The following is a 23,248-nucleotide window of genomic DNA, read 5'->3' as shown; positions in this document are numbered from 1 at the left end:
TAGGAGAGAATCTACTGGACGCTGATTTAGTCGAGCAGTGAGCGAAAGACAAAATGGCACACAACGTAATTTGTAACTTGTCTCACAATATATCAATAAATTGCATAAGTTATTCTTTGAAAGTTCTTAACTTATATATTTAAATTTGTTATTACATAAAGATTTAAACATTTTGTTAAATTTGATTTACAAATGTGTCAGCTAACTGTATATAAATGTGAACTAAAAAACAAGGGATATATTTGTTGAGATTGGGTGTCAGTTCTGAGTAAAGAGACGAAAAAATGTCTAATTTACTGTGAAGCGAGAAAAATTAGAGTAAAAGCAAGCACAATCTTGTAATGTGTTGTAAATAAAACCTCAGCCTCCATGTCTTACGCTTCTGCATTCAGTCCCAACTACGCTGCGGCAAGATATCGCTTTTGTGCAGCAGCACAGGCATTAGGTTTTCAATTAGAAACATATCCGATTAACCAAACAGGCCCGGATGAAGAAAACTTAACAATTGATGTGGCGATATTAGGAAGTTCGCAACCTGAGAAAATTCTGGTAGTTTCTAGTGGGCTACATGGAGTTGAGGGTTTTTTCGGTTCTGCTGTCCAATGTGCCTTATTAGAAGAACGTCTAATTGGTTGGTGTCCTAACCAAGGGTCTGCTTTGGTATTTTTACACGCGTTAAACCCCTATGGTTATGCTTGGGGAAGGCGTTGGAATGAAGAGAATATCGACCTCAACCGTAATTTCCTGTTACCTAATGAAGAATATACAGGTAGTCCCCCAATGTATGGTGAGTTGGATGCCTTTTTTAATCCTACTTCCCTACCATCTCCTTTCGAGCCATTTTTGCTGAAAGCGATCGCTACTATTTTTCGTTACGGCCTAGATTCATTAATCAATACCTTACCCGTAGGGCAATACGACTTTCCCCAAGGGCTATTTTTTGGTGGACACCGCCCATCTAAAACTTATGAAATTTTAGCTGCTAATCTTCCGCGATGGATTGGCGATGCTAAAAATGTTTTGCATATTGACTTACATACTGGTTTGGGTAAAAAGGCAACTTATAAACTCTTTAATGGAGATGCACCAGATTCAGAATCTACACGCTGGTTAAAAGAAAAGTTTGGTGCTGATGTTGTCCAACCTTACCAATCAGGAAAAATGTATCAAATACGTGGCAGTTTGGGAAATTGGTGTCAAGCAATGTTTCCCCAATATCAATATAGGTGCATTACGGCTGAGTTCGGCACTTATCCAGTGATCAAAGTTGTGGAAGCCTTACGTGCAGAAAATTGCGCCCATTTTTATGCCCCACCAGGGCATCCTTTTAGAGAATGGGCGCGCCAACGTTTGCAAGAAGTGTTTGCACCAGCCGATGTTGCTTGGCGGAATGCTGTAGTTTCTCAAGGTATTGATTTGATAGAACAAGCGATCGAAGTTTGTTTTCCGACAGAAGTGATTTAAAAGGACTTATGTAAAACTACTAAAAAGTTTAATTTATCGAACCGCAAAGGACGCAAAGGACGCAAAGAGAGAGAAAAAGAGAAGATTTGAACTTTACTCCAAATTTTTCAGGCCGATCGCAATTTTACTGTGTTTCTCAATTTGCCCCATAACTTGTTTTGCCCTTTGAATTACTACTGCTGGTAAACCTGCTAATCTTCCGGCTTCAATTCCATAAGATTTATCAGCACCACCCGGTTGAACTTGGTGTAAAAAGATAATTTGGTCGGGTAATTCTTTAACTGTGACTTGATAATTTGCCACATTAGTTAACATCGCCGCTAACTCATTTAATTCGTGGTAATGGGTGGCAAAAATTGTCCGTGACCGAATCTCTGTAGCGAGATATTCTGCAACCGCCCAAGCAATAGAAAGACCATCAAAAGTTGCCGTACCACGACCAATTTCATCTAATAATACTAACGACCTAGATGTGGCATGGTTGAGAATATTGGCGGTTTCATTCATCTCTACCATGAAAGTAGATTGACCTGTGGCTAAATCATCAACTGCGCCGACACGGGTAAAAATGCGATCGCATACTCCTAACCTTGCAGACTTAGCGGGTACAAAACTACCGATTTGCGCCATTAACTGAATTAACCCTACTTGCCGCAAATAACAACTTTTACCACTAGCATTTGGCCCAGTCAGAATAACCAAGTCAGGGAGTGGTGAGTGGTGAGTGGGGAGTGGATATTCTTCACTACTCCCTAATTGTGTTGAATTTGGCACAAAGAAACCTGCAGGTAAAGACTGTTCTACAACGGGATGGCGACCGTCAACAATTTCTAATTCTCTTCCGGATATCATTTCAGGGCGACAATAACCTTGTTGTACCCCTAACTCGGCTAAACCACACAATACATCTGCCGCCGCGACAGCGCGAGAAAGCTGGCGAATAGCTTCCGCTTCTTCTCCAACTTCTTCGCGCAAAGCGACAAAAATTTCATATTCCAATTTATGTAAATCATCCCTAGCACTGAGAATACGCGCTTCTCGTTCTTTGAGTTCTGGGGTGATGTAACGTTCCTCGTTCTTGAGGGTTTGCTTGCGGATGTAGTTAGTGGGTACTTGATCAGATTTGGTACGCGAAATACTAATGTAGTAACCAAAGGTTTCATTAAATCCTACTTTCAGCGTGGGAATGCCAGTTCTCGCCCTTTCATCTACTTCTAAATTAGCTATCCATTGATGGTCTGCTTCTACAGTTGCCTTTCTTTCGTCTAACAAAACATTAATACCAGGACGAATTAGCCCTCCTTCTTTTAAATGTAAAGGCGGTGCTTCTACAACATGGGCTTGAATTTTCTGTGCCAATTCTTCTAATACAGGCGGCACTTTCTGCAAAGCTTTCAAGAAAGGAGAACGGGCATCGGCTACTAAGCGGGCTAATTCTGGTAAACGTGATAAAGAATCAGCTAAAGCAACTAAATCTCTCGCATTGGCAGTACCGGAACTGGCGCGTCCTGTAAGGCGTTCTAAATCGTAGATTTGCCGTAATAATTGCCGCAAATCTTGACGCAGAGGTGTATTTTCTTTTAATTCTTGAATTGTATCTTGTCGCGCCCGAATGCCTTTAATATCAAGTAGCGGTTGCAACAACCAACGTCGTAAAGACCGACTACCCATTGCAGTGCTAGTTCTATCTAATGCCCACAGCAAGGAACCGTGAAAAGTACCGTCACGGACTGTTTGGGTAATTTCTAAGTTACGACGGGTTTGGTGGTCAATAATTAAGTAGTCTGTGAGGGTATAGGTGCGTAGCCTTTGCAAAGAAACTACGTTTTCTTTTTGGGTATCTTCTACGTATTCTAAAAGACCGCCAGCCGCCCTAACAGCCAGAGGAAGATGGTCACAGCCTAAACCTTCGAGCGATCGCACCTTAAATTTCTGCAATAATTTACTTCTAGCTTCACCTTGAGAAAAAGGTATTTGCGATCGCAAGCTATAACAAAATGATGGTGGTAAGCATTGGGGAAGATGAGGCGATGTTTCCCCCGGACGCAGCAAAGCACCTAAATCAGGCGCATTGGTGGGAACCAACACCTCTGAAGGTTGCAGACGCATTAATTCTTGCGTCAGGTGTTCTAAATCGCTACCTTGAGTTGTGAGAAATTCACCTGTTGAGATGTCTGCGTAAGCTAAACCCCAATGATTAGCAGCAATGACAACCGCAGCCAAATAATTGTTGCGGCTAGATTTCAGCATTCCTGCTTCTAACAACGTGCCAGGGGTGAGGATGCGCGTTACCTCTCGTCGCACCAAACCCACCGCCTCCGAAGCATCTTCTACTTGGTCGCAAATAACGACTGCATAGCCTTTTTCTACCAATTGGGTGGTGTAGCGTTCCCAAGCGTGATGCGGCACACCAGTCATTGCGACTCGCCCAGCTTCGCCGCCATGCTTACTGGTGAGAACTAATTCGAGTTCTCTAGAGACAGTCACAGCATCTTGGAAAAAAGTTTCAAAAAAATCGCCTACCCGATATAGCAACAGCGCATGAGGATGCTTATCTTTAACTTCCACATAATGCTGGTACATTTTACTCAGCTTACTGCGGTCTACCAGTTGCGTATCCGCGTGAGGCGCAGGGGGTTGATGAGATTCTGTTGGCTGGTTATCAGAGTCAGGGGCGGTCATAGATGCAAGGATTCACACACGGAAAAGCCACAATACTCGATGATAACGTGATGTGAGGTTGAGTAGCGATCGCTCAAGATTTTTTTATGCTTTTCTACGACTGCTGCGGCGTGTAGGTAGCTGTGGTGGGGGTGGTTCCTGCGATTTTAACTGTTCATCATCAGTTAAAAACTCCACATGATATCCCTTATGATGGTAATGCCAACCCAAGATGACAATACTGGCATCACCCATAGAAGTCTCTTGTATGGCTTGATTAGGGAATTGCACCGCTAATTTTTTTAGTTCCTCTGCTTCCCAAAGCACAATTTGTTCACGAAAAGCCGCCCAAGGGCTTGTTTCATCAGCTGCATAAGTTATAATTTCGGCAAATTTTTGCGCCGTTGGATACTTATTTGCTGTATTTGTTTTAGCCTGTGCAATATGATTACCCGTTTCGATAACAGTCGCTAAAGGCAATACTAACGTTGTAGATTTTGATATTTCTAGCTGAATTTTCTGATTTACACGCTCAAAATTCCATTCATTATTACCAGCAGTTTTTTTACCTGGCACTTGTAACCAAACGCATAACAGCGATGTATCTATCAGTAATACCTTTCTCATACTACTCACTATTCACCATGAGAAAGGCTTCTTTCAATTGCACCCTTAGTTGTCATATTTCCCAAAGAATATGAAGCAAATAACTTAGAGAAATTATCAATATCTTCTAACAGTGTAAGCTTACTTTCTCCGGTTTCAGAATCGCGGTGTGCAACAACCACGAAGGGAACGATTTCCGGGCCTAAAGCATCGAGTAATGCTGGGTTATGAGTAGTCAGTAAGATATCTATATTTCTTTTTCCGCCAATCTCGCGTAGTATTCTCACCAGTAATTCTGCACGAGAAGGATGTAGACCATTATCTATTTCTTCAATGACAATTTGACTCCCTTCGGGGCGAGTCAATAAAGCCGTGAGAATTGCTAAAAAGTGTAAAGTTCCATCCGACATAGCTTTAGCATCTATTAATGTAGTTTCTCCAGGTTTCCATTCTTCTTCACAGTAAAGCATTGCATCAGTTTTTAATCTACCGACAGCTTCTGCAAAGACTTTTCTTATATCTTTGTCCGGTAAATTTTTGGTGTAATTTGATAGATTTAATTCGACTTCGATCTTTTTGTCTCTATCCAATGCTGCTATTACCCCAGCAATATTTGATCCATCCCTTTCTAGAGTTTCAGATAGGCGCGCATAGTCACGCATTTTATAAGGAATTGGATTTAAAACTAAAATATTTTCCAGCGTTGAAACAACTTTTTTTTTTCCTTCCTTGCTTAAAACAAAAATTGTATTATGCAATTTTTCCATGAAATCATTATCTTCTATTAAAATTACCTCGTTTTTATTGTTAGTAAGGTTAGATACTATATCTTCATTAAGCTTTAGGTCAATTCCTCTATTTTGTAAACCACTTTTTGTAGATAATCTATTATCTTTTAGCTTTATAGTTATAGTATATTTTTTAGTGTTTAGGCCCTCTCTTTCAATAAAGATTTGAAATTTAATGTACTCTTTTATAACCCTTGCTTCAGGAAGTGTTCTTATCTGAATAAAATATAAATAATCTATTCTTTCGTCCTCACCCTGGATTAATGCTTTTAATGTAAACTCAGTTTTACCTCTTCTTGCAGCCCATTCAACGCCACCTCTAATTAAAGGAAGTGTTTTATCTCCTGCTAAAGCAGCCTCAACGTTTTCACCTCTAGCTATTCTTTGTAAAAATTCTAAAGCTTCAACTACATTAGATTTACCACTTGCATTTGTACCAATAAGCACCGTCAAAGGGTCAAGTGGAAGCTCCGCATAACGGAAACTTTTCCAATTTTCTAGGATGAGTTTCTTAAGCATTACCAACTCCAAAAACTCTAAAAATTTACTCTTATTTATTCTACAGAATCAATAAAAAAACTCAGCGTCACTCTGCGTCAAACTCCGCGTTACTTTGCGTTTAAATTTAAACTTATGATTTGCTGTAGCCTGCAAGCAGAGCAATTAGCAAATTTAGCACATACTTAAATCTAGCTTGCAGCAGTAGCGATCGCTCAAGGTTTTTTTATGCTTTGATATTGCTACACAACAAATTTAACTGGTTAATTCTACTTTCCCTCCAAAAGTCTAGCCTGCTGTCTTCCTCAAGAGGCACGTATCTGCACGAAACATTCCATATCCTATGAGCAGAAATTGAGGGAGGCTAAAACAATGACGAACTGTACTGTTGGCGACTATTTAGTGCTGCGTCTCAAGCAGATTGGCGTTAAGGAAGTTTTTGGTGTTGCGGGAGACTACAATATGGAGTTTCTCGATTTTATTGTGAATCAGGATGGTATTGAATTAATTACAACTTGCAACGAACTCAACGCAGCCTATGCAGCCGATGGCTATGGTCGAATTAATGGGATTGCAGCATTAGTAACTACTTTTGGTGTCGGTGAACTCAGTGCTATTAATGGAATTGCTGGTGCATACGCTGAAAAAGTTCCTGTAGTCGCAATTACTGGTTCTCCTGCTACCAAAATGCAATCATCTGGCGCACTTGTGCATCATACGCTTGGTACTGGTGATTTCTCCCTGTTTGCTCAAATGTATGAAAAGGTCACAGTGGCTCAAGCTTATCTCACACCAGAAAATGCAACAGCAGAAATCGATAGGGTTTTAAGAGAGTGTCTGCTGAGAAAGTTACCTGTTTACATTTCTATACCTATGGATGTGGCTAAACATGAAGTGACTGCACCATCTAATCCACTCATTCCGCCTGTCTGGCAAAGTGAGCCTGCTACTTTAGCTGAGGTAGTTGATGCTTGTGTGGCGATGCTAGAAAAAGCGCAAAAACCAGTGATTCTTGCTGATTTTGCTGTTGACCGTTATCGGTTGCAGCAAGAATTGCGACAGTTACTCGCAGTGACTGGATACCCTTATGCCACTATGAACATGGGTAAGGGACTACTTGAGGAAACACATCCGCAATTTATTGGCATATACAATGGTGCTGCGAGTAAAGAGTATGTGCAGAAACGTATTGAAGAGGCTGATTGTGTGTTGAGTATCGGTACATTGATGACTGATTTCAATACAGGAAAATTCTCAGCCAAACTCGATCCTAGTCGCACTATTGAAGTAAATGGACAGTCTGTAAAAGTTAAACGTGCTTTATATAATAATGTCGCTATGCGGGATGTGCTGTCTGCTTTGAGTCAAAAATTACAGCACCGAGATACAAAAACGTTGGACTTCCAGCATAGTATAGAAACTTTAGACGCTGGTTTTACCGAGCCTTTTCAGCCTAATGAAACACCGATTACACAAAAGCGTTTTTGGTACAGATTAGCTCATTTCCTGAAAGAAGATGACATTATTGTTGCTGACACTGGAACTGCTTTGTTTGGAGCCACAGTAGTTCCTTTACCAAAGGGAGCTAATTTTGTTGGACAAGTGCTTTGGGGTTCGATTGGCTATTCAGTTGGGGCGTTGCTTGGTTGTGCGATCGCTGCTCCACAAAGACGGTCTATCTTATTAGTTGGTGATGGATCTTTTCAAATTGCCGCACAAGAACTTTCAACAATGCTGCACTATAATCTTAAGCCGATTATTTTTCTCATTAACAACGATGGATATACCATAGAGCGCGATATCCACGGTGAAAAGATGCCATATAATGACATTCAACGCTGGAATTATCACAAGCTTCATGAAATTTTTGGTAGTAATAGTTGGGGAATTAAATTAAGTACAGAATCGGAGTTAGAATCAGCATTGCAAAAAGTCGAACAGAACCAAGATCAGCTTGCTTTTATTGAAGTGATAATGAGCAAAATGGATGACCCAGAGGTTCTTTCAAAGATGTTGCAGCAATAATGCAACACCCAACTATAAATAAGAGACGTAGCATTGCTACGTCTCTACAATTACTAGCAACGTTTTCTTTGTTTTTCTGCCGCTAGTTTTGGGTAATTACCCAACCACATCGATTTAGGATTTAATTCAAATAAAGTAGCTTCTAACATTGCCATCAACAAATTTTTACGGCGGATGGCTTGTTTACGATAAATAGTTGCTTGTTGTTCTTGTGTTTTAAAAGCAGTCCAAGAAACATCTGTTGATAAATTAATATCTAAATCTGTAAGGATTTGCTGTCTAAATTGTAAGTGTGAATAAAACAGCTTCTCTATATCAATATTGGCATGATATCGCCTTAGCTGTTGAGGATGTCGCCAGATGTAGGCAATACCATCACTACTGTTAATTTCTCGATTAATCTCAGCTACTACCCAGCCTTGCTGCAAAATACTAAAAAAAGCAAAATTCTGGGCAATGACTTCGCCTGTTTCTTTAAAAGCTTGCCCTATTTCAGCAAAACAATAATGTTCGGGATGAGCAAAACACCTGGCAAAACCAAAACCAGGTTTAACATCATAATCAATTAGCTCAACAAATCCAAGTGATTCTAAAATATTAGTTTGTTGGTATAACCAAACTAAATCTATCTGTGGGTAGTCAGTCAGAACTGCCACTTTGAACCGCCATTCATCTGGCATGGCTTGAAGTAACTGGGATTTAAGATTAGTGAAAAACCAGAGTAAGGGATATACAACTATAGCAACAATTAGTGTAAAACCCATTAAATCTGGCAAGCTTAACATATTGGTCAATTGCCAACGATTACCTGCCAAAAGATATAAAAATAAACTTATACCGAATAATATATAGCTGGCGATCGCCATCCAAAATTTTTGTATACCTGCACTGAGTTGCATTGCCGACCTTCTTTTAAGCTCTAACTCCGTTAGAGTACCCAGAAAAAAGGCAGCAATAACTATAGTTTGTCATCGGCAACAGGAAACACTCAAATCCCCATGAACAAGTTAAGGGGATTTGAAATTTACACTTTTCTTTTATGATTCTGGTGGCAAATCTACACTGTAAACAGTTTTTCCAGCTAAGTTACGTAATGATACCGTCATCACCTTTGTATTGCTATTAATTTTGACTGCGCCAAAGAATTGCAACCCTTCACTTGGAGGTCTATTTGCTTTTGTACCAGGAGGGATGCTTTGAAACTTTAACTGTGGGCCAAAGGTATTTTCTAATTCGTTAGGGCCGAATGTACCAGAATTGAGAGGCCCAGCGACAAATTCCCAGAAAGGCTTGAAATCTTTAAATTGCGCTTTGTTCGGGTCGTAGTAGTGGGCGGCAGCGTAATGAACATCCGCAGTTAACCACACAACATTTTTGATGTTCTTGTATTTGATAAACCGCAGTAAGTCTGCAAGTTCTAGTTCTCTTCCTAAAGCTGGGCCGTTACCATTAGCCCAAGCTTCAAAGTCAGTCGCCCCATCTCGAACTATCAGTCCCAAAGGCATATCACTAGCAATAACTTTCCAGGTCGCTTTGGATGAGAGTAATTGCCTTTTTATCCATTGCACTTGTTTTCCACTCAAGAAATCTGTTTTAGGACTGGGTTCTGGTTGACGGTTTGGGCTATTCGGGCCTCTATAGGTGCGCTCATCCAGCATGAAAATGTCTAGTAATGGCCCATACTCAAAGGAACGGTAAATTTTGGTTTTATCTGGGTCATCTGTATACTGAATGGGCATATATTCTAAGAATGCTTGTCTTCCCCTTTTTGCTAACAAGTTAACATCCTTGACTGTATAGCGGTCATCGTTGAGGAGAATTTCGCCTGGATACCAGTTATTTGTAGTTTCGTGGTCATCCCATTGCGCCAGCATAGGAACTTCGGCATTGAAACGCTTGATGTTTTCGTCCGTCAAGTTGTATTTATAATTACCGCGAAATTCTGCTAAAGTTTCTGCTACTTTAGATTTTTCTGGTGTGACGAGGTTTCGCCAAGTTGTGCCATCATCTAGCAAAACTTCTGATTGAATAGGGCCATCAGCATAGATATTATCGCCAGAATGGATGAAAAAGTCAGGCTGAAGTTTCCGCATGGTTTCATAGATTTTCATCCCACCAAAGTCGGGATTTATACCCCATCCTTGACCAGCAGTGTCACCACCCCAAACAAAGAATATATCTCTGCCATATTTAGGAGGAGTGCGGAAAGTACCTGTGACAGGCGCACTATAAGTATTTTGATAGTTTAAATCTTGAAAAATTACCCGATAAAATATCTGTTGATTTGGGGGTAAATTTTTGAGATTGAGTCTAGCGGTAAAGTCGCTATTTTTTAAAGCATCAGGGCCAGCAATGCGCTGCACATTGCGAAAAGATTCGTTAGTAGAATATTCTACGATCATTTTGGCGGGGCGATCGCTACGGCTCCAAATCACAACATTATTTTCAGTAATGTCGCCACTAGCTACACCATAAGGTATCCTCGGACGCATTTTTTCTGAAGTAATAATGCCAGGTGCTTGAGCAAAAACTTGTGATTTAGAGACAAGATTGGTAGAAATGATTCCACCTGCTGTCAAGGCTGAACGTAGTAAAAATTGACGACGATTTACCTTTAATGGCTGATTAAATTCCATAAAATTAATTTACCTTGAAAAGGTTTATATATTCTTTGAATGATTGAAGTAAATATTGAGTTATCTAGCAGTTAATAAATGGTTATATTATTCATAAATTTGCCTAAAATTAATATCCCCAACTTCTCAAAGAAATTGGGGATATAAAGTGACAAGGTTATTTTTGTCTAATTATTAATTTCAACTGGTGAAACTTTTACACCATCCTCCTTAGAAATAACCTTTTGGCTAAGTTCTCCGGCTCGCCAGCTATCTGCAATATCCTTAATAAAACTGGCGATAGGAATAGCAATTAACAAGCCTAAAACGCCGCCTAATTTTGCACCTATGAGTAAGGAAATAACTACCCATACAGGATTTAACCCAGTTAAATTACCTAAAATTCTTGGTGCAACGATATTAGAGTTGATTTGGTCAAGGGCTAGTGCTACGCCTAGAACTTCCACACCTAACCAAAAGTTTTCCAAAGCAACTAATAAACTAACTATGCCAATTCCTATTCCTGTACCAAAGGGAAACAATGAGAAAAAGCCAATAGCAATTCCAAATAGTAAAGCTAAAGGAACTCTGAGGGCTACAAATGCTAATGTTACTAATACAGCTAAAATAGACCCTAATGTTGCCTGACCAATAAAATAATTTTGAAAATCTTCTCGGAGTATTTGTCTAACTTTCGTACCTATATGAGATGGAAACCATTGATAAATTCCATCCCACAAGTTTTCACCATTTAATATCAAGTAAATAGTTAAGACAACTGCAATTAATATATTAACTACAACACCAATGGTATCAAAAGCAAAGCTAAGAATTCTACCTGTAAAAGATTGGAATTGATTAGATAACCTATCTAAAAGCTGGAGTGCTAAACCTCTTAAGTTAACAGGAATTTGTTGCGTAGCTGCCCAATTTTGAAAAGCTTCTAATTGTTGTAAGCCAGAATCTACCCATGAAGGGAGAATATTAGCTAATTCGTTAAGCTGTTGTAAGATAACTGGCACTAAAGTAACACCAACACCAGCTAAAACCACCACAGCTAACAGCAAGACTCCAATAATAGCCAAGTTTCGGGGTACACCGCGTCTTTGAAAGAATTGGATGGGGTAGTTTAAGACAAAAGCTAGTAAGATAGCGATCGCAACTACACTAACCAAGGGTTGAAAATACTTGACAACCTGAATCAATAGCCATCCGTTGAGAATGACTAGCGGAAAGGCCAAGCCATAACTTAACCATCGTGGTAGTTTGTTTGCTGATTGCATGAGAGAGGCTCCACCACAGTTATTTAGTTTATTGTGGCATTAGATGAGTTTCTGTAAAGGGGTTAGGGGCTAGAGGCTAGGGTGTATGAGGAAAGAGAATTTTTGCCTATTGCCTATTCCCCATTGCCTGTTTATTAATAAAGTCCAGCATAATCTTTTGATGCATCGCCCCTAAAGGTCTAACTTCGCCAGCTATCGCTGAGTAACAACTACCGCGACGTATATCTTCTGCTGTCAAAAGTCCCATGTCCCAGCCTTCATTCAGTACCAGTTGATTTAAGTCCACTAACAAGGGAGCCTGAAAGACATGGCGAATTACTTTTTCATCGGGATAACAGCCAAATTTTGCAAAATTTGGCAATTCATAACCAATTTCTTCGATAATTTCTCGTTTAACTGCTACCTCTGGCGTTTCACCGGGTTCAATATGTCCACCAAAAAAAGCCCAGCAACCAGGAGCCGGAATTGTCGGAATATTATCTCGCAGTTGCATGAGATACTTGTTGTCTTGATAAAGAATAGCGATCGCTACTTCTGGTTTAGTCATAAAATTTATACTTTATAATTACTCTTCTGTTATATATACTTCACCAAAATTTTGCCCAGCGATGGGAATACTTTTGTAGCGAACTTTACCCCTTAAAACTACTTGAGTTCCCTTTTGCAGATTACTTTGATTAGTAATTACCCAAATTTTGCCAGTTGAGTCACTGATTTGGTATGCCCACTGCTTCATTAGAGGAACTTGCTTTTCTACCTTACCTTGAATATATACACTAGCCTTTTTGCCTGGTTTGGCTTGAATTTCTTCGATTGTAGTCACATTGCTACCAAAGATAAAATTGCTACCTTTTAAATCAGAAGGTGTCCAAGAACCACAACCAAAAAGTCCCGCCAGTAGTAACAAATTGCATAATACACGGTAATATTTTGAAGATTTTTGTATTCTCATAAAGAGTAGGGGCTAGAAAACTTTTCTACTGTTCTACTATTACCTGTTGCCTTTTACCTCTTCCCTGTTCCCCACTCCCTATTCCCTATTCCCTATTCCCCAGACCATAAGATTTCACGCTTTTATCCGTTAGATAAGGCAATTGATCTGAGAAGATAAACAAGTATGGTCTTGTGGTAGGAGAGACGCAACAGCAATTAACAAACAAAGACTTTGTGAAAATGTTAACTTCGCTACAGACAACTTAACTTTTGGATTAGGGCGAATCTTCTGAGGATTCTCATGGAAATAACAACTGCCAAACTTCTTGATGGTAAAGCGTTAGCAGCAAAAATTCACCAACAACTAAAAACACAAATTCAGGAATTACAAGCCAAAGTTGGCCGGCCTCCCGGTTTAGCAGTGTTGATGGTCGGCGATAACCCTGCATCTGCCGCTTATGTACGCAATAAAGAAAAAGCCTGCACTAAGGTGGGTATCGCCTCTTTTGGTAAGCATTTTCCCAAAGAAACTAGCCAAAAAGAATTAGAGGCTGTAATTGCCGAACTTAACGAAGACAAACGGGTAGATGGTATTCTGGTGCAGCTACCCTTACCAGACCACCTGGATGCTGTATCTTTGTTACATCAAATACATCCCGATAAAGATGCTGATGGACTGCACCCAGTGAATTTAGGGCGACTAGTACGTGGGGAAAATGGGTTACGCAGTTGCACACCAGCAGGTGTAATGCATCTGTTGGCAGAATATAAAATTGGGTTGCGCGGCAAGAATGCGGTAGTTGTAGGGCGCAGTATTTTAGTAGGGAAGCCAATGGCTTTGATGCTACTAGAAGCCGATGCTACCGTCACTATAGCTCACTCGCGATCGCAAAATCTGGCTAGCATCACCAAGAATGCCGATATTCTCATCGCCGCAGTTGGTCGTCCAGGACTCATTACATCTGACATGGTAAAACAGGGCGCGATCGTGGTAGATGTGGGGATGAACCGCGTCACTGATGCCAATGGCAATAGTCGCTTAGTCGGCGATGTCGATTTGGACTCAATTGCTGGTGTGGCAGAATATTTCACCCCCGTTCCTGGTGGTGTCGGCCCGATGACCGTTGCCATATTGTTGCAAAACACTTTTACCAGCTATTTGCGCGCCACAACCTAATCAAAAGTTATAGGTTATGAATTTTTTACTCCCAATTCATCCCTCATAACTTTTGGGTGCCAAAGCCCCGTAAAATTGTGACGTATAAGACAAACAGCCAAAAGCCAAAAATTGAAGGAATTATAAGAATGGTAGCAGCTGATAACCTTCAGAAGATGCCCCAAACAGCAACCTTTAACCTTGCAGCCTATCTCAAAGAACGTAAACAGCTTTGTGATACTGCTCTGGATAAGTCTATTCCTGTTGTCTATCCAGAAAAAATTTACGAATCAATGCGCTACTCTCTACTAGCTGGAGGTAAGCGTGTCCGTCCCATTCTCTGCCTTGCTACCTGTGAAATGATGGGCGGCACTATCGAAATGGCTATGCCTACAGCTTGTGCCGTAGAAATGATTCACACAATGTCATTAATTCACGATGACCTGCCAGCAATGGACAATGATGATTATCGTCGCGGTAGATTGACGAATCACAAAGTCTATGGCGAAGATATTGCGATTTTAGCTGGAGATGGGTTACTCGCCTACGCTTTTGAATTTGTTGCCACTCAAACACCTGAGAGCATTCCTAGAGACAGGGTTTTGCAAGTCATTGCTCGCTTAGGCAGAGCGATGGGAGCAGCAGGTTTAGTAGGTGGTCAAGTAGTAGATTTGGAATCAGAAGGTAAATCGGATATTTCTCTCGAAACCCTGAATTTTATTCACAACCATAAAACTGCGGCACTTCTGGAAGCTTGTGTTGTTTGTGGCGGTATTTTGGCAGGAGCATCACCAGAAGATGTACAAAGATTAACTCGCTACTCACAAAACATTGGTCTAGCATTCCAAATTATCGATGATATTTTGGATGTGACTGCAACCCAAGAACAATTAGGTAAAACAGCTGGTAAAGACCTCACAGCTAAAAAAGTCACCTATCCTAGCCTGTGGGGAATTGAAGAATCACGCGCTAAAGCTCAACAACTAGTAGAGTCAGCTTGTGCCGAGTTAGAACCATTTGGCACCCTTGCACAACCACTCCAAGCCCTAGCGCACTTTATCGTGAATCGCAAAAACTAGGCTGTACCAATTTGGATCTTCGATTTTGGAGCCACTGTGTTGTGGTGAATCAGCATTAAAGGAGGGTAAGCGACTCCTAGGTGGCTATTATGCAATTAGATTCATAGTCTTGACTAACAGGCTACTCCAAAAACTCAAATAATATTAAGTGAGCCAATTTGGTATCAGTTCCTTATAAAATTTGGAATTTGGGGTTGCGTCTAATTTTTACTTACAAAATAATTACTAGTAATTTTAACTAACTGAACCAAAACACCATGCAGGACATAACCGATATTTTAGACAACCGGGTGCTGCTGGTAGCACTGATAGCTTGTTTCATTGCTCAAGCATTAAAGCTGCTTATCGAGGTCGTCAAAAATCAAAAACTGAATGTGCGTGTTTTAGTTACAACTGGAGGTATGCCCAGCGCCCATTCTGCTCTAGTAACAGCTTTGGCTGCTGGTATAGGGCAAACTGTCGGTTGGGGATCTCCAGAGTTCGCCTTAGCGACAGTATTTGCCATTATCGTGATGTACGATGCAGCTGGAGTTCGCCAAGCTGCGGGTAAGCAGGCTCGGATACTCAATCAAATGATTGCAGAATTATTTGATGACAAACATGAGTTTAGCCAAGACCGCCTTAAAGAACTACTGGGACACACACCAGTACAAGTAATAGCTGGGTCAGCTTTGGGGATCACTATCTATTGGTTAGCAAGGGCGGCTTATTAGTGACTGGTCATTTGTCAATTGTCATTTGTTAAAGGTGCTGAGTGAGAATTTATAAATTCTTTTTCTGCTACCTTGTCTTCGTTGTCCCCTCTTGCCTTCTCACACTACTGTACTTTTACTGCTGAACGCAGTAACACTACTTTACGGCTATCGACGAGGATGGCGAAAAAGCCGCGCTCGTTGAGTTGCTGTAGTGTTTTATATGCCTGTTGTTGGTTGGTGGTATGAGTTGCTAATAAGTAAGGTCGCTGTCCATAAGAGGCAAAACCAACGTTTCCTCCCACAACTTGTTGCACGCTATTAGCTATTTCTGGACGGTTGAAGTAATCTACCAGTACGGCGTAACCCTGTCCTAGGGGTTTGGGATTATAACTAACTGTTGGCGTTGTGGCTGCGGCTTGTTGAGCAACTTCGGCAGGTCGTGTAGTAATGATGGCAGACAACCCAACAATATTGTTAATATATCTTGCCCAACGATTTGCATCTTCAATTCTTTTAAAACCACCTATCCGTGAGACTGTGTCGGTGAGATATTGACAGGTAGTGGTAGAAATCTCATTTGGCAAAGCATTGCGTAATTGCCTTTGATAATCACCTGTGGGAGTAATTACTAGTAACAGATACTCACCAGGATTAGGAGGTTGGCACACAGGAATTTTTTGTTGGGCATTAACAGAAATTGTAGTATTTATAACCCCTGCGATCGCTAGCAGCAATACACTAGATATAGTCTCAAACCTCTGCACAAAATTGAGATGCATAAGCTGAATATTTTTTAAATTTTATATTTAGTAATTCGTCATTGGTCAATGGTCAAAAGTCAATGGTCAATGAACAAGCAAAATAATCAAGTACTTTGATGAACAAAAACTCTTGACTCTTGACTCTTGACTCTTGACTAGGAGACACTAGCAAGGGATGCCAAAGGATCAGGAATTGTTCCCGAAGGAGCGTAAAACTCTCCGGTAATTACGTACTCTAATCGCAGTTTTAACCAAGTAATAAATTGAGGATTAGTAGAAATTATTGCTGCTGCGGGTTTAGGACACTTAGCTTTAACTTCTGCCATTTCTGGTGCTTCTAAAAAAGCTGGTTGTTGAACTAGCCAAAAATCAATTTCTTTTTCATTTTCATGATAATGACGAGTGCGTTCTTTTAGCACTTCCTCTAGAGGTTCTTCTTGTATTAAGAAGCGTTGGCTGGCTAAAACGTAATAATATGTTTGCATTTTCATCCTTGGGTTAATAATGGGTTAAACAGGGTACAGTGTTAATTCTGCACCCTATTTAACTAACTCTTACGAAATTTTGAGAACCAAGAACTGAAGGGACAACCACTTCCTTTAGTTTCACTATTTATTTGTTTGCCACCAGCTGTGAGTTTTTGTAAAAACAGCGTGTTGTCAAAATAGTGTTCTACGGAAATAATCTTTAAATCATCAGTGACACGAGCAATGCTCATACCGACAATTTCGACTGTCTCTCCAGTGGGTGCATAACCTTTATATGCACCTTTAAAATGTCCCCAGTGCCGCCACTTAAATGCTACGTTTGGTGGCCCTGAGAACACTTCCAGCACTTCCCAAGGAAAGCCTTGGGGAAATGTTGTGTGGAAGATTTTGGCTGATGATTCAAAGCTTTCTTCTGAAGCTTTGTAATGTTCAGAATCAGCCATAAATAAATTGTAAGTACCTTGGTTGCCTAACTGGGCTGCTGTATACTCTTTACTACCATTGGTACTAACGCGAAACTTATCACTCACAACCGATAACCACTGCTGGGGGTTCGATTTGAATGATACCTCCATCTCGAAGGTTCTCACTAAATTTTGCACGATCGCTTCTAACGATCCTTCCATGTGATTACATACACTTTCTTTGGCAAGATTTTCTTTTGAGCGAGAATAATCAGGAGGTGTTTGATAACGCCACTCAGCATCTGTGCTGGCGGCGATAACTTTATCCCGATCCTGTACCCAAAGCGGAAGGTTGTTAGATTGTGTTGAGGTCATAAAAGTCTTAGTTAAAAATTTACCCAACAAAGGCTGAAAGAAAAGTAGTTTTCGTACTTCACACTTCATCCTTCTTTCTGGATTTCGCAGTTACAACCCCCCTAATATCAGTTATCAGTTGTCAGTTATCAGTTATCCGTAAAAATTGATAACTGGTCACTGTTCACTGATTTCCTTGTATGGCTTGCTTCATCTCCCGGACAGCTCTTTCCATTCCGACTAAAGCTGCCCTACTGATGATAGTATGACCGATGTTTAGTTCTTCCATTCCGGGAAGCGCGGCGACAGGATGAACATTCCAGTATGTGAGTCCATGACCAGCATTCACCCGCAAACCAGATTTTATCGCTTGTTCACACCCTGTAACTAATAAAGCTAGCTCTTGCTTGCGGCTGGTTTCATTATGCGCTTCAGCATACTTGCCAGTGTGCAATTCAATAAATTTCGCCTGTACATTGACAGATGCTTCGATTTGTGCAGGTTCCGCATCGATAAACAAACTGACAGGAATGCCAGCACTCTGCAATTTATCGACAATCTCTCCTATTCTAGCAATTTGCCCAACGATATCAAGACCGCCTTCTGTGGTGACTTCTTCACGTTTTTCTGGGACTAAAGTCACGTAATCTGGTTTAATTTCAAGAGCGATCGCTAGCATTTCTTCTGTAGCGGCCATCTCTAAATTAAGATGGGTTCTCACTGTTTGCCGCAATAAACGCACATCTCGGTCTTGGATATGCCGTCTGTCTTCCCGCAAATGTACAGTAATACCATCTGCCCCCCCTAGTTCTGCCAGCACAGCTGCCGCCACAGGGTCAGGTTCCACCGTCCGCCGCGCTTGCCGGATGGTGGCGATATGGTCAATGTTAACTCCGAGTGTAGGCAACCCTAGTCTCCCGATTCACAGTCTTCCGAACTTGATTTTACCGGAAATCTAGTAGGAGTTATGCACTAAGATTAGTTGTTGAAATTGGGTGTAGGGGTATTGGGTGTAGGTGAGAAATTTGAATTTGTAAATTACTCATTATGTGGATTAGGCACTAAAACCCTTGATTTATCGTTGTAGAGACGTTGCATTGCAACGTCTCTACAGGACGGATAATTCTTGATATTTGGTTGATTTGGATAATTCACATCAGAGGTAAATTTGTAATGGTTGAGCTTAATTCTTTACCTTACACCCCTGCACCTTTAATTAATTTGGTGGATCTAAACGATTCACAACTGTAGCCCATAAAATCATCGGTGAACCCACGCCTAAACAGAACAACCACTGCTGCAAAGTCAATGGTGCAGTTTCAAAGACTTCATTAATCAACGGTACGTGAGCAAAGACAATTTGTAAAAGAATTGCTCCTAAAATTCCAAACCCAATTGCAGGAACATCAACGTTTTCTTTCAACGTGCCGTCCATCTTGGCAATCAGATTAGGTATTAATTGGCTAATACTCAAAAGATAAAATATCCGCCCAGCAATTAGCGAGTTAATCGCCATTGTTCGAGCTAATTCTAGACTGCCTGTTGTCTGGCGGATGTATTCAAATACTCCAAATATCACAATCCAATTAAATAGAGAAATTGCTAAGATTCGCTGTATTCGACTACCTGATAATAATGCTTCATTGGGATGACGTGGTGGTTGTTGCATCACGTTTTGTGCCTTGGGTTCAAATGCCAAAGGTACTGTCATGGTGATGGAGTTCAACATATTCAACCAGAGAACTTGTAGAGATAAAATCGGTAAGTCTCTAGCCAACAATGTACTAATTAAAATCGTCATTGATTCTCCACCATTCACAGGCAGAATAAAGCAAATCGCTTTGATGAGATTCTTATAAACGGCTCTTCCTTCTTCTACTGCTGCTTCAATAGAGGCAAAGTTATCATCGGTGAGCAGCATATCCGAAGCTTCTTTCGCTACTTCTGTACCTGCGCCTCCCATTGCTATACCGATGTCTGCTTGTTTCAAGGCGGGTGCATCGTTGACACCATCACCTGTCATGGCGACGACTTCGCCTTTAGATTGTAAGGCTTCGACTAAACGCAGTTTTTGTTCTGGTGCAACACGGGCAAAGACTACGCCTTCTTCTGCTACTTGGGCGAGTTCGGTTTTATCCATTTGGACGAGTTCTGCACCTGTGAAAGCTAGAACTGAGCCGTTTTTGTTGATTCCCATTCTCCGAGCGATCGCTTGTGCTGTTACAGCATGATCTCCCGTGATCATCTTCACCTGAATCCCTGCTGATTGGCAGGCTTGCACGGCTTTAATCGCACTCTCACGTGGCGGATCAATCATTCCTTGCAATCCCAGAAAGATTAACCCCTCAGCAATATCTGGATGATCTACTGTATTTTGCTCATCTTCTATAGGCTTTTTCGCTAAGGCTAAAACTCGCAAGCCTTGACGTGCCATGATATTGACTTCCCGTTCAATTTTGGCTCGTGATAATGTATCTACACAATCTAGAGGATAGGGTTGTCCTTCGGTATTGAGAATCAGATGACAGCGTTGCAAAATTGCTTCTACTGAACCTTTTACATAAATAGTTTTTCCTCTGGGTGTTTCATGCAAAGTTGCCATGTACTGATAATCTGACTCAAAGGGAATGCCATCTAGTCTAGGCATTTGCTGGGCTAAAATAGTTTGATTAAAACCAGCTTTATTCGCTGATGCAATCAAAGCCCCCTCCGTAGGATCTCCCATCACTACCCACTTTTTGTTTTTAACTTCTAGGTGTGAATCATTACAGAGTAATCCCGCGATTAAACATTCTTGTAAACCCTTGTCCCTATTTAAATCTACTGGTTTTTCATCTTGCAGAATTTCCCCATCAGGAACATAACCGATACCTGTGACTGTATATTGATGTCCCCCTGCATAAATGGCTTGCACTGTCATCTGATTTTCTGTCAAAGTCCCGGTTTTATCAGAACAAATAACAGTTGCACTACCCAAAGTCTCGACAGCAGGTAATTTCCGAATGATGGCATTCCGCCGTGCCATTCGGGAAACCCCGATCGCTAAAGTTACAGTTACTACTGCTGGCAAGCCTTCTGGGATGGCACTGACTGTTAAAGCAACTGCGGCTTCTAGAGCTTCGTTCATACCTCTAAAGCTCAATCCTACAGCGAAGCAGAGTGTTGCTAAACCTAGCACCATATACAGCCAATTACGGCTAAATTTATCAAATTTGCGGGTTAATGGCGTAGTAATATCTGTATGCTGCTCCATTAACTGAGATATTCGCCCAGTCTCCGTAGTGTTACCTGTGGCTACTACTATCCCAGCGCCTTGTCCGAAGGTGACAAAGCCCCCCGCATAGGCCATATTTTTTCGTTCTGCTAGAGGTGTATCTGGCTGGAGACTTCGTGTATTTTTTTCGACAGCAACCGACTCACCTGTGAGAGCAGATTCATCAATTTGCAAGTTACGGGTTTGAATTAGGCGTAAGTCTGCGGGGACTTTATCGCCGGAAGTTAACAGCACTACATCCCCTGGTACTAATTCCTGTGAGGGTACGCGGACTTTCTGCCCATCCCGCAAGACTGTGGCCTCGGTGGTGATGGCTTTAGCTAATGCAGAAATCGCACTTTCGGCTTTCGACTCTTGAATAAATCCAATAATGGCGTTGGTAGTAGTTACGCCCCAAATTACCCCAGCGTTTACAAAGCTACCAGTAACGGCTTTAACTAAACCTGCACATAACAAAATAATCAATAGTGGTTGGTTGAATTGCAGCAGAAACTTTAACCACCAAGGCTGGGTTTTCTTAGCGGTGAGTTCGTTTGCTCCTACCTCAGTTAATAATTGCGTTGCTCTAATACTACTTATACCTGTTTCTGGATCGGTTTTGAGACGGGCGATCGCCTCCCCAATTTCCAAGGAATGCCAAAACTCCGGCTGTTTATCTCCTGGTGCAGCAACGGTAGATACAGCTTGAAGCATAATTATTTAGTTTCCTTTAAAGAGTGTTAAATAAACAATAGCACTATAAAATAGTGTTTACAAAATCAAAGCACTAACAAAATTGAATAATCACCATAGTTTCCTTCAATGGTTGCCCAAAAATCGAGTATGCTGACCATTAGAGTGAGGATTGCAAAGGCGAAAAATTTGTGAGTTCGGATTTGTCTACTCCATTGCAATTGATTGGGCGATCGGCAGAGTTTCAGCGTATTGTCGAAGTGTTGTCTGAAGATGGTGATTTATTAATTACCGGCGTACCTGGTAGCGGGAGACGTACCCTAGTGAAGGGAGGAGCGCAAGAAGTTGGAGCAGTCGTACTGGAGATAGATTGCATCCGCGCCACAGATGGGGAAAGATTTTTACAACTGCTAGCAGAAGCTATTAGTCAAAACTGGGAAATAGCTAAGATTCAGAATTGGGTAAATTACAATGCTAGTGAGTTTTTTACTTTTGATGTAGACAAAAAACTCAAGTTGTCGCGTTCTCTCAACCAAAAGCAACTATGGCAAGCATTTGAAATATTGGTAGAATTGCCACAAATTATGGCAGTAGATTTACACAAGCGTTTGGTGCTGATTTTGCATAGTTTTCCTCATATCCGTTCTTGGGATCGCAATAGTTTATGGGAAACAACATTTCGGCGCAAAATCAATCAAGATACTCATGTTAACTATGTTCTGATTGCAACGATCGCTGAGAAAAGCCATCACACAGATGAAAATAATTACCCTTTAGAAACTGTGCAATTGCCGCCTTTAGCGAGAGATGTGTTAGCTGTGTGGGCGAGGGAAATGTTACACGCACATAGACTAACATTTGATTCTCGTTCCAAAGCATTACCACTGTTTTTAGATGCAGTACAAGGACATATTGGTGATGCAATGGCACTGATTCGCCGTTTGCAAAGTTCATGTCTGCCTGATAGTTTAATCACGGAACAAGATGTTACAGAAGCCATTGAAGCGTTGCTCAAAGATTTGTCAATGACTTATGAATCCTTGCTGATGCTTCTACCAGCTAATCAAGTGCATCTTTTAGAATGTTTAGCTTTAGATCCCACAGAAAAACCACAGAGTAAAGATTACATTCAAAAACATGGTCTTTCTAGGGGTGGGAGCTTACAAGGTGCGCTGACTGGTTTACAGCATAAAGGTTTGATTTATGGTGCAGAACAAGCTTACAAGTTAGCTATGCCATTATTAGGTTTGTGGCTGCGCCAGAGATTGAGCTAAGGTAACGTTACCCTAAAAAACGTAAAATGTACTGGCGTGTTAAGGCTTTAACCTAACCCACTCCTATAAAAAATAAAAAGATGGATGGTGCGTTGCGCTACACGACAACGCAGCCTACTGGCGTGGCAAGGCTAAAATATTGCATTATAAATGTTTCAATCTTCGGTTTATCTAGCGGATTTTTGAAATTGAAGTATTTACAATAAACAAGAACTTTC

General features: G+C 41.0%; 19 protein-coding genes. 6 read left to right on the top strand and 13 right to left on the bottom strand.

All coding sequences use genetic code 11. The features are described from left to right. The first annotated feature begins 369 nt into the window (after positions 1 to 369). Positions 370 to 1,464 (top strand): DUF2817 domain-containing protein, encoded by a 1,095-nt coding sequence (locus H6G76_RS24340; protein WP_190706756.1) that lies wholly within the window; start codon positions 370 to 372, stop codon positions 1,462 to 1,464. Between the two features lie 93 nt (positions 1,465 to 1,557). Here the strand turns inward: H6G76_RS24340 and mutS are convergent, their stop codons facing one another. The 3 genes from mutS to H6G76_RS24325 form a co-directional block, all read right to left on the bottom strand. Continuing rightward, positions 1,558 to 4,146, bottom strand: a complete 2,589-nt coding sequence (mutS, locus tag H6G76_RS24335; RefSeq protein ID WP_190706753.1) for a DNA mismatch repair protein MutS — start codon at positions 4,144 to 4,146, stop codon at positions 1,558 to 1,560. 84 nt (positions 4,147 to 4,230) lie between these two features. Beyond that, complete coding sequence (locus H6G76_RS24330; protein ID WP_190706750.1) at positions 4,231 to 4,752, bottom strand: hypothetical protein; 522 nt, start codon at positions 4,750 to 4,752, stop codon at positions 4,231 to 4,233. Between the two features lie 8 nt (positions 4,753 to 4,760). Continuing rightward, positions 4,761 to 6,038, bottom strand: coding sequence for an AAA family ATPase (locus H6G76_RS24325; protein ID WP_190706747.1), 1,278 nt, complete (start codon positions 6,036 to 6,038; stop codon positions 4,761 to 4,763). Positions 6,039 to 6,389: 351 nt separating this feature from the next. Between H6G76_RS24325 and H6G76_RS24320 the strand changes: the two genes are divergently transcribed. Continuing rightward, positions 6,390 to 8,042 (top strand): alpha-keto acid decarboxylase family protein, encoded by a 1,653-nt coding sequence (locus tag H6G76_RS24320; protein ID WP_190706745.1) that lies wholly within the window; start codon positions 6,390 to 6,392, stop codon positions 8,040 to 8,042. 53 nt (positions 8,043 to 8,095) lie between these two features. Here H6G76_RS24320 and H6G76_RS24315 read toward each other — a convergent pair whose 3' ends face one another. From H6G76_RS24315 to H6G76_RS24295, 5 genes are all read right to left on the bottom strand, one after another. Continuing rightward, the gene (locus H6G76_RS24315; protein ID WP_190706742.1) at positions 8,096 to 8,941 is read right to left on the bottom strand and encodes a hypothetical protein; all 846 of its coding nucleotides are present in this window, start codon (positions 8,939 to 8,941) and stop codon (positions 8,096 to 8,098) included. A gap of 138 nt (positions 8,942 to 9,079) precedes the next feature. Continuing rightward, a complete protein-coding gene (locus H6G76_RS24310; protein WP_190706740.1) occupies positions 9,080 to 10,678 on the bottom strand; it encodes an alkaline phosphatase in 1,599 nt (532 codons plus the stop codon). Positions 10,679 to 10,845: 167 nt separating this feature from the next. Beyond that, on the bottom strand, positions 10,846 to 11,940 hold the full coding sequence (locus H6G76_RS24305) for an AI-2E family transporter (protein WP_190706737.1): 1,095 nt from the start codon (positions 11,938 to 11,940) through the stop codon (positions 10,846 to 10,848). Between the two features lie 106 nt (positions 11,941 to 12,046). Beyond that, on the bottom strand, positions 12,047 to 12,487 hold the full coding sequence (locus H6G76_RS24300; protein WP_190706735.1) for an NUDIX hydrolase: 441 nt from the start codon (positions 12,485 to 12,487) through the stop codon (positions 12,047 to 12,049). Between the two features lie 18 nt (positions 12,488 to 12,505). Further along, positions 12,506 to 12,892, bottom strand: a complete 387-nt coding sequence (locus H6G76_RS24295) for a hypothetical protein (RefSeq protein ID WP_190706731.1) — start codon at positions 12,890 to 12,892, stop codon at positions 12,506 to 12,508. Between the two features lie 282 nt (positions 12,893 to 13,174). On the opposite strand from H6G76_RS24295, the gene folD reads away from it, so the two are divergent. The 3 genes from folD to H6G76_RS24280 all read left to right on the top strand — a co-directional run bounded on the left by folD (position 13,175) and on the right by H6G76_RS24280 (position 15,821). After that, positions 13,175 to 14,050, top strand: coding sequence for a bifunctional methylenetetrahydrofolate dehydrogenase/methenyltetrahydrofolate cyclohydrolase FolD (gene folD, locus H6G76_RS24290; RefSeq protein WP_190706727.1), 876 nt, complete (start codon positions 13,175 to 13,177; stop codon positions 14,048 to 14,050). Positions 14,051 to 14,178: 128 nt separating this feature from the next. Continuing rightward, a complete protein-coding gene (crtE, locus tag H6G76_RS24285) occupies positions 14,179 to 15,108 on the top strand; it encodes a geranylgeranyl diphosphate synthase CrtE (protein WP_190706724.1) in 930 nt (309 codons plus the stop codon). A 257-nt stretch (positions 15,109 to 15,365) separates the two neighbouring features. Next, positions 15,366 to 15,821 carry a divergent PAP2 family protein gene (locus H6G76_RS24280; protein WP_190706722.1) on the top strand — a complete coding sequence of 152 codons (456 nt, stop codon included), beginning with the start codon at positions 15,366 to 15,368 and terminating at the stop codon, positions 15,819 to 15,821. 104 nt (positions 15,822 to 15,925) lie between these two features. Here H6G76_RS24280 and H6G76_RS24275 read toward each other — a convergent pair whose 3' ends face one another. From H6G76_RS24275 to H6G76_RS24255, 5 genes are all read right to left on the bottom strand, one after another. Further along, positions 15,926 to 16,582, bottom strand: coding sequence for a hypothetical protein (locus H6G76_RS24275; protein WP_190706719.1), 657 nt, complete (start codon positions 16,580 to 16,582; stop codon positions 15,926 to 15,928). Positions 16,583 to 16,719: 137 nt separating this feature from the next. Next, positions 16,720 to 17,049 (bottom strand): MgPME-cyclase complex family protein, encoded by a 330-nt coding sequence (locus H6G76_RS24270; RefSeq protein ID WP_190706716.1) that lies wholly within the window; start codon positions 17,047 to 17,049, stop codon positions 16,720 to 16,722. 62 nt (positions 17,050 to 17,111) lie between these two features. Next, positions 17,112 to 17,831 carry an ester cyclase gene (locus H6G76_RS24265; protein ID WP_190706707.1) on the bottom strand — a complete coding sequence of 240 codons (720 nt, stop codon included), beginning with the start codon at positions 17,829 to 17,831 and terminating at the stop codon, positions 17,112 to 17,114. Between the two features lie 163 nt (positions 17,832 to 17,994). Next, positions 17,995 to 18,717 carry a pyridoxine 5'-phosphate synthase gene (locus H6G76_RS24260; RefSeq protein WP_190706705.1) on the bottom strand — a complete coding sequence of 241 codons (723 nt, stop codon included), beginning with the start codon at positions 18,715 to 18,717 and terminating at the stop codon, positions 17,995 to 17,997. Between the two features lie 309 nt (positions 18,718 to 19,026). After that, positions 19,027 to 21,777, bottom strand: a complete 2,751-nt coding sequence (locus tag H6G76_RS24255; RefSeq protein ID WP_190706702.1) for an HAD-IC family P-type ATPase — start codon at positions 21,775 to 21,777, stop codon at positions 19,027 to 19,029. A 170-nt stretch (positions 21,778 to 21,947) separates the two neighbouring features. Here H6G76_RS24255 and H6G76_RS24250 point away from each other — a divergent pair, with 170 nt between their 5' ends. Continuing rightward, positions 21,948 to 23,030 carry an ATP-binding protein gene (locus H6G76_RS24250; RefSeq protein WP_190706699.1) on the top strand — a complete coding sequence of 361 codons (1,083 nt, stop codon included), beginning with the start codon at positions 21,948 to 21,950 and terminating at the stop codon, positions 23,028 to 23,030. The last annotated feature ends 218 nt before the right edge of the window (positions 23,031 to 23,248 follow it).

Origin of the sequence: Nostoc sp. FACHB-152 (assembly GCF_014697475.1) — a bacterium.
Classification (GTDB): domain Bacteria; phylum Cyanobacteriota; class Cyanobacteriia; order Cyanobacteriales; family Nostocaceae; genus Nostoc_B.
Note: the sequence above shows the minus strand (reverse complement) of the source record. Positions and strands in the feature narration are given on the sequence as shown.